This is a genomic window from Fructobacillus fructosus KCTC 3544 (genome assembly GCF_001438695.1).
Classification (GTDB): Bacteria; Bacillota; Bacilli; order Lactobacillales; family Lactobacillaceae; genus Fructobacillus; species Fructobacillus fructosus.
This window is the reverse complement of sequence record NZ_JQBH01000017.1, coordinates 2,538-16,029: the sequence shown is the minus strand read 5'-3', so window position 1 is coordinate 16,029 and position 13,492 is coordinate 2,538. Positions and strand designations below refer to the sequence as shown.

16 protein-coding genes are annotated in these 13,492 nt (G+C 41.8%); all 16 read right to left on the bottom strand.

The features are described from left to right. On the bottom strand, nt 1-1,422 hold a 1,422-nt coding region (locus tag IV71_RS07180), incomplete at its 3' end, for a phage tail spike protein (protein WP_056995060.1). Continuing rightward, a complete protein-coding gene (locus IV71_RS07175; protein WP_010691880.1) occupies nt 1,422-2,141 on the bottom strand; it encodes a hypothetical protein in 720 nt (239 codons plus the stop codon). The genes IV71_RS07180 and IV71_RS07175, both read right to left, overlap by 1 nt. Next, nucleotides 2,138-4,711 (bottom strand): tape measure protein, encoded by a 2,574-nt coding sequence (locus IV71_RS07170; protein ID WP_010691882.1) that lies wholly within the window; start codon nt 4,709-4,711, stop codon nt 2,138-2,140. Before IV71_RS07170 ends, IV71_RS07175 begins: the two co-directional genes overlap by 4 nt. Further along, nucleotides 4,711-5,025: a hypothetical protein gene (locus tag IV71_RS07165; RefSeq protein WP_141559896.1), complete on the bottom strand. Its 315-nt coding sequence runs from the start codon at nt 5,023-5,025 to the stop codon at nt 4,711-4,713. The genes IV71_RS07170 and IV71_RS07165 overlap by 1 nt, the downstream gene beginning before the upstream one ends. Nucleotides 5,026-5,060: 35 nt before the next feature. Then, the gene (locus tag IV71_RS07160) at nt 5,061-5,468 is read right to left on the bottom strand and encodes a hypothetical protein (protein WP_010691884.1); all 408 of its coding nucleotides are present in this window, start codon (nt 5,466-5,468) and stop codon (nt 5,061-5,063) included. A gap of 66 nt (nt 5,469-5,534) precedes the next feature. Next, nucleotides 5,535-6,101 (bottom strand): phage major tail protein, TP901-1 family, encoded by a 567-nt coding sequence (locus IV71_RS07155; RefSeq protein ID WP_010691886.1) that lies wholly within the window; start codon nt 6,099-6,101, stop codon nt 5,535-5,537. A gap of 15 nt (nt 6,102-6,116) precedes the next feature. Further along, entirely contained in the window at nt 6,117-6,497 is a 381-nt protein-coding gene (locus IV71_RS07150) for a DUF3168 domain-containing protein (protein WP_010691892.1), read from the bottom strand. Next, nucleotides 6,494-6,877, bottom strand: coding sequence for an HK97-gp10 family putative phage morphogenesis protein (locus IV71_RS07145; protein ID WP_010691894.1), 384 nt, complete (start codon nt 6,875-6,877; stop codon nt 6,494-6,496). Before IV71_RS07145 ends, IV71_RS07150 begins: the two co-directional genes overlap by 4 nt. Beyond that, a complete protein-coding gene (locus tag IV71_RS07140) occupies nt 6,864-7,136 on the bottom strand; it encodes a hypothetical protein (RefSeq protein WP_010691896.1) in 273 nt (90 codons plus the stop codon). The genes IV71_RS07145 and IV71_RS07140 overlap by 14 nt, the downstream gene beginning before the upstream one ends. Nucleotides 7,137-7,140: 4 nt before the next feature. Continuing rightward, nucleotides 7,141-7,470 carry a phage head-tail connector protein gene (locus IV71_RS07135; RefSeq protein WP_010691898.1) on the bottom strand — a complete coding sequence of 110 codons (330 nt, stop codon included), beginning with the start codon at nt 7,468-7,470 and terminating at the stop codon, nt 7,141-7,143. An 11-nt stretch (nt 7,471-7,481) separates the two neighbouring features. Further along, nucleotides 7,482-8,468, bottom strand: a complete 987-nt coding sequence (locus IV71_RS07130) for a phage major capsid protein (RefSeq protein ID WP_010691900.1) — start codon at nt 8,466-8,468, stop codon at nt 7,482-7,484. A gap of 13 nt (nt 8,469-8,481) precedes the next feature. Continuing rightward, the gene (locus tag IV71_RS07125; protein ID WP_010691902.1) at nt 8,482-9,030 is read right to left on the bottom strand and encodes a DUF4355 domain-containing protein; all 549 of its coding nucleotides are present in this window, start codon (nt 9,028-9,030) and stop codon (nt 8,482-8,484) included. 160 nt (nt 9,031-9,190) lie between these two features. After that, nucleotides 9,191-10,105: a minor capsid protein gene (locus IV71_RS07120; protein ID WP_010691903.1), complete on the bottom strand. Its 915-nt coding sequence runs from the start codon at nt 10,103-10,105 to the stop codon at nt 9,191-9,193. Then, nucleotides 10,086-11,591 carry a phage portal protein gene (locus IV71_RS07115; RefSeq protein ID WP_010691904.1) on the bottom strand — a complete coding sequence of 502 codons (1,506 nt, stop codon included), beginning with the start codon at nt 11,589-11,591 and terminating at the stop codon, nt 10,086-10,088. The genes IV71_RS07120 and IV71_RS07115 overlap by 20 nt, the downstream gene beginning before the upstream one ends. Then, nucleotides 11,591-12,826 carry a PBSX family phage terminase large subunit gene (locus tag IV71_RS07110; RefSeq protein ID WP_010691905.1) on the bottom strand — a complete coding sequence of 412 codons (1,236 nt, stop codon included), beginning with the start codon at nt 12,824-12,826 and terminating at the stop codon, nt 11,591-11,593. Before IV71_RS07110 ends, IV71_RS07115 begins: the two co-directional genes overlap by 1 nt. Continuing rightward, nucleotides 12,823-13,492: terminase small subunit (locus IV71_RS07105; RefSeq protein WP_056995059.1), on the bottom strand; the 670-nt coding region annotated here is incomplete at its 5' end. The genes IV71_RS07105 and IV71_RS07110, both read right to left, overlap by 4 nt.

Below are 13,492 nucleotides of genomic sequence, written 5' to 3'. Positions count from 1 at the left end.
ACCGTACTGCACTCGGACAATGGCCAATGCTAGACCACTAGCCTTTACTCTCGACCAGTCAATGTCCCCCTGGAACTCGGACACATCAATAATTACACCGTCATAGTACTGTGGCTGCTGTACTTCCAATTCTGCCAGTCTCTTCTTTAGTTCCTCAATCTCGGCATCCTGCTCCGGAATACGGTTAGTTGTCTCAACTAGCTCTTTGATTCGATTCTTCAAATCGTTAGCGGTCTGTTGGGCATTCTGCCTTTGTTGTTCGGCATACTGCATGGCCGCTTGGTAGTCGAGCTGATACTGGGAAAGTGTTCGGTTCTTCGTACCAATCGTTAAGGACATCTTGTGCGGTTGCGTTATATCAAGTTTTTTGGCAACAACCTGCAAGTCTTCTACCAGTCCTAAAAATTGGTCATGAATGGGGTAAAAGTTACCCATTTCAAAAGACTTGTATGTCGGGTCTAAAAGCGAAATATCAACCACTTCAACGGACCAGGTCAAGAGACCCACTCGTTGCTTTTGCAGGTATTCTTGTCCCTTACTCATCAAAATACTAGGTACCTTCACATTGTTCCACTCAACTGCTTTTTGAATAATGCCAAAGCGACTAATCAAGGCCGTGTCATCTAAGTAACGAATGCCATTATTGACCGACTCAATCGTCGTTTTTGGTTGAGCAGCAGCCGTGTCATCACTTGACTGTTCGTTCTGCTCTTGTTCAATTGGCGACCCAATTGGCACTAAGCGAGTGATAATTTCTCGGACATCATACTCACGCTTGGCGCTCTTGAGGTTCTTGCCTAATTTGATTGGTGTGTCGATATGTTCGCCAACACTGGCTAAATACTCCAACACTAATTGACCATTGCTATCTCGATGCCAAATTAAAAAGCCGCCTAAGCGACCGACTAACTTGTCTTTAATTGTGTCAAAAGTGTCCTGGGCATCATCTGTGTAGCGATAGACATTATCCGTGCTATTAACGACGGTCACTCGCCCCAATTGAAAACGCTTGTGTGGTTCAACTTGTCGATTGTGTTCATCAACAATCATCTGCAGAAAGTCCCGAATACTCGTGTTTTGAACCTTGCGGTACACTTGCGTGCTATCGTGCAAATAAGCTAGGCAGTCCTCACATTGTAACGTTTGAGTATGGCTACCACTGAAAGACCCATCAATCTTAACCACACGGCCGTCAAAGACGACTTTACCTGTGCTAGTGTCAATCACCTTAACAAGGTTGGCAATTGCTTCTGATTGACGATATAGGCTATTTTGCATCGTGATTGTAAATGAGGCTGTTGAAATACCGTTGAACTGCATGTCCAACTCGCCTGATATAGCCTTATTGCCATAGTTTCGTGGCTCATGTAGCACCTCGCCGACCTGGTCACCGGCATTCTTGTAAACAATTACTCGATACATTAGAGCAACACCTCACTTTGAATCACAAATCGCACTGTCGCATTCCCCTTAATTGTCACATGGTTATTACCACGTTCAAGCGAGAACAGATAATCCTTCGACTTATCAGGAGTAAATTGATACGATTGGCCGTTCTTGATGACTTCAATTACATCACTCGTCACAACTGTTGGACTAAGGCTGTTCTCGCCAACATTCATCAAATCAAGTTCACGCTTGCCTTCAATTTGGTAAGAGAACGGTTGAATGAAGTCGTTATCAAAATCAAAGGTATCCCAATCATCATAATTATCAATGCTACTGTTGTTCTTAATTGCGAACGGGTATAGGTCGAATTCTATACTTATGACTAACTTATTATTAGTTTGGTCATCATCAATTTTTACGCTCTTGGCCTTGCCAACCCAGTAATACCCTTTATCGTGACTATCGTACAAACGCTGGTCAAACGGTGTCATAATCAACCGCTTTACTTTGTTTTCGACTAGCTTACGTTCAGAATAAGACACGTTTGGCATTGTAAATTGATAAGTGATAGACCGCTGATCATAAAAGCGCTCACCAGTGATATTGGAGAAATCAAGAATACCATTGGCGTAACTCAAGTTCTCGGTAACAGTCTTCTCAGAAGGGGTGGGAGCTTCCCGCTCGACCAAATAAAACCCTTCTTCTTTAGAGTCAAACTGACCAAATTGTATTTTTTCAACAATATCAATCATAGTTGGTTACGCCTCCTATCAGTCATAATATCTCCCAACGCTCCGTCATATCCGTTAGCAGTAGCTCCAATCATTTGATTGCCGTTAATAGTTATAACTTGACCTTCACGAATAGCCTTCACGACTTCTCGCAACAGTCCATTGGTTGAATTATTAGCCGTCACTTCAATTTGGCTAACATTGCGGCTGTTTTGCGTTGCGTTGGCGTTCAATTGGCCGCTGAAGTTGCTCTCCAAGTCATCCGCCATACCTGACAAATTAGATTTAACAGTCTTATATCCATTCATAATACCGTTATTCAACCCGTCCATGATAGCGTTACCAGCAGGAGTCAAAAGCACCTTATCGTATGAATAGGGTCCCTTCAATTTAGGAATAGATTTGGTGATATCCTCAAAGATTTTTTTACCAGTATTCCAGGCACTCTTTACACCATCAATCAAACCATCAATAATTGCTTTACCTGCACCTAGCAAGTCGATATTCATTGCAGATTTGATAGTATTACGTACTCCGTTGAAGATTGAACTTGCAATTCCTAATAATCCACTTATAGCGTTATTAAATTGTCCAACAATCCAATTACCAATTTGCCCAACTATTCCACCAATAGCATTGAGACTATTAGAGAATATAGCAGTTACGCCATTCCAAATGGCACCAGAAATATTTGAGATAGCTTGCATAGCCCCAGACCAATCACCGGTGAAGATGCTAGTAACTAATTTAATGATGTTGGCAACCACATTAATTGCTGTTGAAATAATCGTAGTGATGTTATTCCATGCCGTTGAAATCACAATAACGATAATGTTCCAAATCGTTTGTATCGTAATCATGATTGAATTAAAAACTGTCGTGATAACATTCCATGCCACACTGAGCCACATGCCAATCTCATTAACAATAACACTTAATATAGGAATAATAACCATTTGAATCGCTTGCCATATTCCTTGGAAATAAGGAACTAAGAAATTCCAAGCAACGACAATAGCACCAATTGTGCCAGTCATCATAGCAATCATTGGTGCGAAAGCTACGGCAATACCTGCTAACAATACGGGAAAGAAATCTTTTAATGAATTCCACAAATTCTTTATAGCTTCAATAATCGGTTTCAAACCATCAACTATTCCGTTCCATAAGTTAGTAAAAAATTCTGCAATTGGTGACCATACTGGCTTAATCACATCAACAGCCGTTCTAAAAGCTTCAGTAATGGTATTCCAAACGGCTTTGGATACTTCAACAAGACTATTCCAAGCTCCAGATAGCCAACTGACAAATCCTTGCCATATTTTCTGACCGGTCTTCGTTTGAGTGAAAAACCATGTAAGGGCTGATACTACTGCAATAACTGCTAATGCAATAGCTCCAATTGGATTTGCTCCTGTGGCAACATTAAATGCTACCATTGCAGCTTTAGCCGCTCCAACAGAAGCCCTAACATTATTGAATGCAAAAACAACTAATTGAACTTCCTTTACAACGTTAGATATTACAGCAACCGTTTTCATAACAACCATGAATGCTTTAAAAGCAACCGTTGCAGATATTACTCCAACAACCATAGGCATTATCCAGTCTTTGTTTTGGCTAACAAAGTTAATAACACTTGAAATGCTATTCCATAGCTGTTTAATAGCTCCAACAATCATTGGCATAGCACCTTGAATAGTTGAATTAATCGCCTTAAAACTTTCGTTAATTGCAACTTTCGCTTGATTGAAAATACCAGCAATTCCACCATTAACTCCGGCAGACTTAATACCGTTATCAATGGCTGTAATTGTATTTGCTAATCCATTAACAACAGCATTACGCATGTTGGTAAATGATGTGCCAATTCCACCTGTTGCAGTACGAGCGGTATTAGCGAACCCATTAACACCACCATCTAATTCAATGAACTTTTGGTTCAACTGATCCGTGGTTATCTTTCCTGATTCCAGAGCATTATATAGATCTTTCTGCGCTGATTTACCAGTAAACCCAAATGCTTTGGCCACTTCGTTCAACGCATATGGCATTGTTTCGGTCAATGTTCTCCATGATTGCATATCAACCTTACCAGCAGCCAACATTTGGCTATATTGCTGAACGCCACGGCTAGCGTCCGCTGCGCTAGCACCAGAAGCCAAGAATGCATCATTCAATGCGTTTGCAGTTTGAGCTCCGCCCTTTGCTGAACCGGTTAAAATAGCAAAACTCTGAGCATTCTTCGTAATGTCTTGCAGTGACGTTGGCAGACCATCAATACCTTTTTTCAAGAGCTGAATGGACTCTTGAGTGTCTTGGGTAGAATAGCCCATTTGTTTCATCACTTTGGGATACGCATTCAACGTATCGAATCGGCCAACAGCACTCGATACACTGTCTTTAACAACGTCTAAACCCTTGCTAATGACTGCAAAAGCTCCAGCTCCCTTAGCAATGTCCATTAAGCTTGCAGTGAGCTTCTTGGGCTGTTCTGATGTTTCTTGTAGGCCACGCTTCACCTTATCTAATGGACCCGAAAACATATCTTTCAAGCTAAATGTAGCGTTGATTGAATAGCTATCTGCCATTAATTACCTCCTTTCTTTAATTCTTGTAGCGCTTCTTCGCGGGCCTTTTTAGCTCGATCAGAAAGTTCTTTTAATTGATTAACCTTGGCTTCATCCTTTTCGATTTCGCCAGTAATTTTATTTCGGATCTTCTTGAAATCAACAATTTGGGACGGCTTCTTAACGACGTAATTACCGTCTTTATCAGCACCTTGTACTGCACGATTTTCAAAAGCAAAATTAGTTAACAGCTCATGTTCATCAATTGAACGCAAATCATAGGCTTGCTCCCTTAAATGAAGCTCATCCATGGTCATCATCTCAACTTGTTCCATGGTGGCGGTAGGCCACACATAGAAAGCCCTGCGAATTAAGCTGGAGTATTTGACTTTGCCGTCAGGCTTCCGTCCTTCATTGCTTCTTCCATCTTCTTGTCCATGTTGTCGAACGTGTCCTTGATTGGCTTGATAATCTTGGATACCGTTGTCTTCGTCAGTGGACTTGCTACCAATAAATTTTCAACTGTTTCAAAAGCTTGGTCCAAGTCATCAGCGTTTTCAACATCGACTTGAACTGTTGCCTCATCCTTACCAGACATAGCAGACAGCGCCTTAACCAAAGCGTATGGATCACCACCAACAATACCCATAACAATGTTTCCCATTGATTCGATATTGTTTTCAAAATCATTCTTTACAATTCCAAACGCTGACAAGAACTTGAACGTAACTTTCAAGTCGTACTGGTTGCCGTTAATAGTAATAGTTGCTTGTGACATAATAATTTCCTCTCATATCAGCCGCCCCATAAGGTACTGTGCATTTATTGGCGACATTTAGTTAATTTACTTAGATGGTGTAGTAGCTGATGAACTAGATGAAGAACCATAGTCAGGCGCTTCATCAATTGGAGCGACTTCTGTGGCGTTTTTAACCGTGTCACGGAAGAAGTTCTTAACTGTAGCCACATCAACGGCTGATACCGTAGCGAGACCCTTAACCAATTCGCCAGAAACTGTCAAAGTAGTCTTAATTGTGGTATTGCTGTCAACTTCTGCTGGAACTTCCCAATCAGACAAGTAACCAACGCCGTATTGAGCCACATACTTGCCATTTTGTGGATCTTGTGAAAAGTCAATCTCCCAAACTTCGACTGCCAGCCCCTTCTTCTGAGCATAAGCCAATACTTGGTTGGTCAAGTCATCAGAAGCAATGGCCTCAATGTCGATACTCGTTTCCAACGTTCCAGGCGAAACGATGTTTCCATCCTTTGTCGGCGTTGAATCTGTCTTACGACTGTTCTTAATTGAATGAGTCGTTTGCAAGGCCAATCGTGTTGCATTCGCCTTATCCTTGTCCTGGAACAAGCGGAACATTAAGACCTTGTCCTTACCCTTAAGTGGTGTATTCATTCTTGTATCTCCTTCTTATAAATACTGAATATCAAGTTCCAAAACCCCATGCCACAACGGGATGTCCGTTGATTGGTCAGCAATCATTTGCTGATTAGCGTTGGTAACTTGATATTGGAAGTTATCTGTACGTTGGTAATCAATAACTGTTACTTGCAAAGTATCCATGATATCTAGCACTTCAGAACGGTGATTGAACTCCGCATACACATCAATTTGAATATGTGTTGTCCCTAACGTCCGCCCTTTAGTTGGAATATCTGTGTTTTGCTGATTACCGACAAAAACAAAAGGATATGACTGGTTTTCATCCGGCAAATAGTCGAATGTGTCATATCCTTTCTTTCTAGACAGTTCAATGACCGTCTGAAATATTTCGTTGTATGGGTTGTTCATTTTGCCAACCTCTTTAGCTTTGAAATAAAGCTATTTCTTTCTTTGATGAATGGCGTACCAAGATACTTACGTGCCGTTTGATAACGTGTTCCGTATTCCTGATAGGCTGCGTAGTCAGTATTGAACGAAATCATGCCAGTGTAGTCAGTAATCGTTACTTTTTGGCTACGCTTCAATGTTCCACCTACATATCCAGCAGGCTTCTTTGACTTAACAGGGTAGCGTTCTCCATATCCAACAGGAACAAGTTCTTGGCTCTTTCTTGCGACGTTGACTGTTGACTCTTTGACAATAGCTTTGGCTTCCTGCATCTTGCCAACTTCATCAATTCGCTTAATCAAATCATCAAAACCATCAAATTTTACTTCAAAGTCTGCCACGATATTCCACCCCATAAATGGTTGATGAGCGATCAGTATAGGTACTGTTCTCAATCTTAAAATTATCGCCATCGATTACCATGTATCCTGACCGGACATTCACCCTATTTTGGAAACGAACCGCAATTCGCCCCTGCTTGAACGACCCAAACACTAGATTCTGGGCTTTAACACCCATACTCGTGACGTTAACTGGATATACTTCCTGTTGCTTGATTAACTTGTCATCAATGAACTTTAAACGCTTGTTATACCGCATATAATCACCACATGATAATCTTTCCACGGTTTTGTTCGGCCATATAACGAGAGATTGTTGAGGAATACTCATCAAAGTCACTGCTTGGATAGCTAATTGACTCCCCTTCTTGTGAGTACGATGAATAACCTTCGTTCCCAAGTCGATTAAATCGAGCCAAAACGACATGCTGAATAATCGGTTCGAGCTTCTTAGGGACTGAATCTTCATCAACTAACATGGCCAATTGGTCGCGAGTCATCGATTCCAATGTAGCAATTACATCGTCCTGTAAATCGTCCTTAATGCCAGCCAATGTCTTGACTGTATCAAGGACACTTGGCTTATCAGTCATTTAAGGCCTCCTTACTTTGATTCAGTAGCTGGCTTTGCCTTAGCAGTGTTAGCCTTGGCGTTCTTATCGTTCGTATCAGTTCCATCACCAGGAACGGCACCAAGAACATCATCACCAGTGGTTACATTCAATGTTGCAAATGCGTCCTGACGTACTGGCAATACGGCAACGTCCATTGTCACCTTCATAGCGACCATGTCCTGTTCGTACAAGTTGATAGGCGTACCATCAGCGTTAGTCAACGTTGACAACTGAGCAGACTTGTCCAGTTCAACTTCCAAATTACCTGGCAATCCGTAGTACAAGTAATCAAAGTTACCAAATACCAAGTCGCCCTTGTTCAATACGCCTTGTTGCGTGTCAACGACAGGCATACCGTCCAATGTCTTTGCTGCTGAGTCATACAACTTGTCAGGATACAATCCTGCATCCTTTTGAATAGATGTACGCAAGGCTGGGTTGTTCGTCAACGTTGACAGGAAGGCGTTACCTTGCAATCCCTTGTCATAGAGCTTGTTTTCTAAGGCCAAAATGTTGTCATAGTTGATATCGCCAGTCAATACTGCGCCATTCGTCTTAGCAGCGTTAGCCAAAGAATCAGCGTAAGGTGTGTTAATTCCCTTGATAACGGCCAGATCAATTGCCTTGTCCATTTGTTCAACGATCAATGGTGTTACTTCTGAGAAAAAGTTTGAGTATGAGTAACTCAAGAATTCCTTAGACACAGGAATAATCACGGCCAACTTCTTTGCTTCCAACTTTGCCTGCAAGAATGTAGGCTTGGAAGTGGCAATACGCTGTGTTTCACCAGTCCAGTAAGCACCACCAACACCAGTCATGAATGAGAACTTCTTAGTCTTTTGGCCTTGCATTTCAACGTTCTTAGCGACTTGCAAGATAGCTGATTGACCCATGATTCGGTCAATAATAGTTGTGGCCACGTCTGATGGAACAGATTGAGTGGTCATCACGTTGTTCGGGTTAAATTGTTGTACCATGTTTTATTCTCCTTTATTTAATTACACGGTTTTTTTGTGCCAATTCAGCAATTGAAATAGCACCACTTAGCTTGGTAGATGAAGCACTTGGAGTCTTTTGCTTAGAAAGCTCATCAACTCGCTTGTTGACAGAATCAGCAATCACCTTCTTGAGATAATTGATGTTATTGTTGGTCGTCTCCACATCATCGCTTAGAATCAACGACACCAATTCATCCTCATTAGGTAGGCCGGCTTCCGCCAACGTAGACTTAGCTTGAATCGAATACTCTAGCCGCTTCAATTCCTGCTCGCGCTTTGCCAATTCCTTGTCACGATCAGCTTGTTCTGCCTTAATTCGATCAGCCTCTGTCATGCGGGCCAGCTTCTTAGCCTTGTCTTCACGTTCTTTTGCTTCTTCTTCCCACTTGCTGCGGGCCGTTTCAATTGCCTTTGAAACTTTCTTGTCCATGAAGCTATCAAGTTCAGATTGAGATTCAAAGCTGATACCGTCTGCCTTGGATTCTACTTGTTTGTCTTCTGTCTGTTCTTCAACAGCTTCGTTTTTTGGTTCGTTTTCCATTTTCGCTCCTCCCATACACACCTAATCGACAGCAAAATAAAAAGACCCATACATGACTCACAGAGCCCCATACACGTCTTTAAATTCTTACTGCTATCAAATACTAGTCCGTACACGATAATGTTATTTGAACAGTTTTATGACTTATTCAGGTCACGACTTAATCGCTTAATGCTGGCATAATCGAACACATACAGTTCGGATGGAACGGGTACATATTCCTCCCTACTTCTGCTTCAGATAATTTATATGGGCCAGCCTTGGCAATACTAATGCAGGTCTGGCAAGCTCTTCTCTCATACACAATGTCATACATATCAATTCCTGACTGTTTGTAAGAATCACGCTGGACGTCCCCTTGAACTCTAGCCGTCTCTGTGATTAACAAACGTCCTGACTGTGAAGGTTGGACGTTGAACACATCCCGAAACTCTTTGTTGAATTGGTTAGGATTCTTTCCCTGCAAAACAACCTTATTCAACGTCTCATTTAGCTTATTCTTAAGCTGTTCTGTGTTCTTCCATATGTTGGTGCTAAACGTGTAAGAACCTTCGCCAGCAAGCGAATAAGCGGCATTAACAAGTTGGCTTGCTGACTGAACGCTGTAAGCAACGCTTTGCCCCAGTATTGTTGACTGGCGCTCGTATTCATCAACAGCTTGTTGCGTTAAATAATCTTCGGTACTGCTTGTTATCCGACCATTTAACCTGTCAATTTCAAGTGACATCTCAAGCTGAAGTAACTTAAGCCGACTAACACGAATCTTAAGGTTGTAGATTTTCAAATCAGCGTTAGCTTGTTCTGAGAAATCTTTGTCGGCGACATATTGCTTCACCTTATTAACGAATCGAGTCACGTCATCCTTATCAGCCAACTTCATCGCTTCGTCCATCGTCATTCCTTGGCCTTTGGCGTATCGAATGAAATTGCGGTTAATATCGTCAGTAATATCATTAAGCGCCTGGTCATATAGATTGTTCAGCACTTTAAGTTGGTCACCAGAATACTTCTTGATGTCATCAGCATGGTCTAACTCACGTTGTACCCAATATGATTTACTCTGCTTCTCCACCATCTACGTCTTCTCCTTTGTCAGAGTCGAATTTAACATTATTCATTGGCTCTGACCGGTCTAGCTCTTCTTCATGCTCAGTAGCTAGATTATTCTCTTCGGTAGTAGCATCTGTGAAGTGAGTCTGATCATACATTGTCTTGCGTGACAGCGGAATACCAGCATTGGTCAGCATTTGCACCTCTTCGCTTACTGCGTATGGCAGGTTCGGCGTGAACGTGATATTGACTGGCGTATAGTTAGACAATCCGCCCTTCAAATTAGAAGTTAATGTGCCTAACAATTCATACCGCCGACCAAGTGACCGTTTGAATGAATTCATTGTCTGGGCAATTGCCTGCTCAAAGCCAAAAATCTTATAACGCATAGCAACACCACTTGCATTACCACTAAACGATTCATCAGCTAGGTTTGGAACGTTTGACATCATGAAAATATCTTTGAATAAGCGTTGCTGATAGTTCTCACTAGCCGTGGAATTAAATTCTGGATTGATGTACTTGGCATCAATACTAGTACTGTTACCTTCTCTGTCCGTTCCTGACTGCAAGGCCAACACACCATACTGCTTAATGTTGTTGATGAGCTGGCTTACACCATCCTTACCATTGGGAGCTTGGAAATCTCCGCTAATGACCAGCAACGAATTAACCACGTCAGTCATGTAGTTAGACGTGTCAGAATTAACGGCATCATAGGCATCAATCAGACTAATTACGTCTTCATACCAACCTGTGCGGTAACGATTGCTTGAATACTCGATAATTGGCACTTGGTTGTAGAAGTGAGGCGTGCTGTCTGTTTCCTTCAACGAACCAACAGCCTGTGTAATGTTAGCGAACGTGATAATCTCATTAGCTGTGTACAAGCTAACACTGTACTGTGTCTGGTTATTATCAAGCGTATCGATTTCAACCAGTCGAACGGCAGCTAATGGTTTTCGTTCAATCGTGTTGTCATAGATAACAAAAGTTTCGAATACATTAGATAACTTAACGTTGTTGTTCGAGTTTTCATCACGATACTGCAATTCATATGCTCGCCCATATTTGGCCACGTCATACATCAGCTCATTATCAAGTGTCGCTACATCGTTGTATTGATTGAACGTATCGATTAATTCCTGTTCACTGTCATCACCAACTGTGTACTTAACCGGCACAGATGTCGTGTAGCCAGCCACGAACTGGGCAATAATCTTGCCAAAATTATGCGCTCTACGATAGTCAGCCTTGTTTTCTTCTTGCCGCTTAGGACGGCTATAAATCGTTGAATTAAGCCCCTTAGAATACTCATCCAACACTTGCAATCGTGGAACTTGATTGTCTAAAAAATGCTTGATAATCTTACCAAGCATTAGATAGTTGTTCTTAGTTAAGTCGTCTAGTGAATCGACTAGATAATTGATATTGCTTGCCGTATCAAACGGAAATGATTCACCGTTCATAATCGACTTAATATCTCTTTCAAAATTATTAACTACTGCCATTACATATATCCTTTCAGCTTGGCCAAATCAGCAATGTCCATTGTGTTTTGCTCCATGGCAAGCTTGTCGTTATAAATCACATAGCGGATGGCATCCATCAAGTGGTCATTTTCTTTAACAACATCTCCGTTCTTACCCCATACATAGCGGTATATTTCGCTCCTGAACGTTGGGCAGTCATCATAGACAACGTTGAACTGATTGTTGTGAATCTTATCTGCCACCGCTTCGATACCATTCGCAACATTCTTATTGGCATTAAGCGCCCTGATGCCATTCTGCTTCAAGTCATAAATATGCTCTGGGTTGGCCGTATCACAGTAGAAGATAATATCGCCGAATCTTTCTTGAATATCTTTGGCAACGTTGATCCAATGGTCAATCGACTTCTTACTGTCTACATGCTCTTCCATCAGCGTGTATTTACCGTCTTTGAAGCCAATCACTGCAAATGCTGTGGGGTGATTGAACCCCCAATCGACACCGACCATAAATCTCTCGTAACTCTGACCAAATGCCTCATCACGAGTAACTGTCATTGTGTCCTTGTTAAATTCAGGATAGACAGCACCTTCTCCGCTGACCCACAAGCCCTTGATATAACGGTCATAGAACATGCCAGGCGGAACAGTCGCCTTGTAATTCTGCTTGTATCCTTCGTCCAACATCTCGTTGTCATCGAACTCGAAGTGATAAGCTCGGATACCGTCCTTACCTGACTTTTCGATATAGTCTTTCAATAACCAATGCTCTGGATTGTCTGGGTTCGTGTCGCAGATAACAACAGCACCCTTACCAGAACAACGGGAACGAATTTCATCAAAGACGACCTTGTTGCAAAGACTCGCTTCGTTGATGTAAGCACCAAATGCCGTCATTCCTCGAATGCGACCAATACCAGAGATTGAACCAGTAGAAGTCTGCACGATGCGGACACCCATTAATTCAAACTCGTTGTACTTGTTCATTTGAATACTGATGCCCATATTCTGCAATTCAGCAATGATGTTGCGTTGGATATTGGCCATCGTGTATCCTGCCAGAATGTACTGCGGGTTAGTAACTCCAACCTCATCAGCGTTCTTCTTGGCGTTAGCTACCAGCATGAGGAAAAGTAAGTTGTCTAGGAATGTTTTTCCACTTCGCTTGGCCCCGTATAAAATAAGTAATTTCAAATCACCTAATGTACGATTTACCTCGGCAATTACTTGATGTTGTTTAGTTGTTAGTTTCATTTAACATCTCCTAGACTATCTGCAATACTACGTAGCATGTCATCTTGATTGTCACCGCCGCCTTGCAACTCCTTAGCCTTTGCTTCCATCAAATCTGCTTCAGCTTTGTCTTTGCGTTGCTTGTTTGTTTCGATCGAAATCTTACCATCAGCCAATAGATACTCTAGTAACTCCTTACGAGCCTTATTGCGATCATGCAGCTCTACAATCGGGCCATCTTTACCAACAGTAATCTTCTTAATAGCCTTAGTATCGACTTTTGACTTATCTTTTAAGGCAACCCACGACTTGTGTCCCGTTAGCTCTTTTCCGGTCGCTTCATCTGTGTATTGAAACTCATCAGAACCCCAATCAGCATACGTTCCAATATCAGCTTTGGCCTCTTTGGCCATATCGTCAACCAACGAAAAAACGTCTATGTCGAGCTCTTTTAATCGAGCCTGACGTAGACGTTTGATTTCGGTTTGAATGTTAGCATTTGTTAGCAATCTAGATGCATTTACTTTTGCCGTATCGTAGTCAACATCATAGGCATTTATATATGCCTGTGTTTGATTGGCAAGTCTTACAACCTCTCTAGCAAAGACTTTTTGCTTGTCAGTAAGGTCGCTATCTTCCAACTCTTGAATTGCCGAATGCAGCTCTTTTTTGTGTGCACACTTTTTC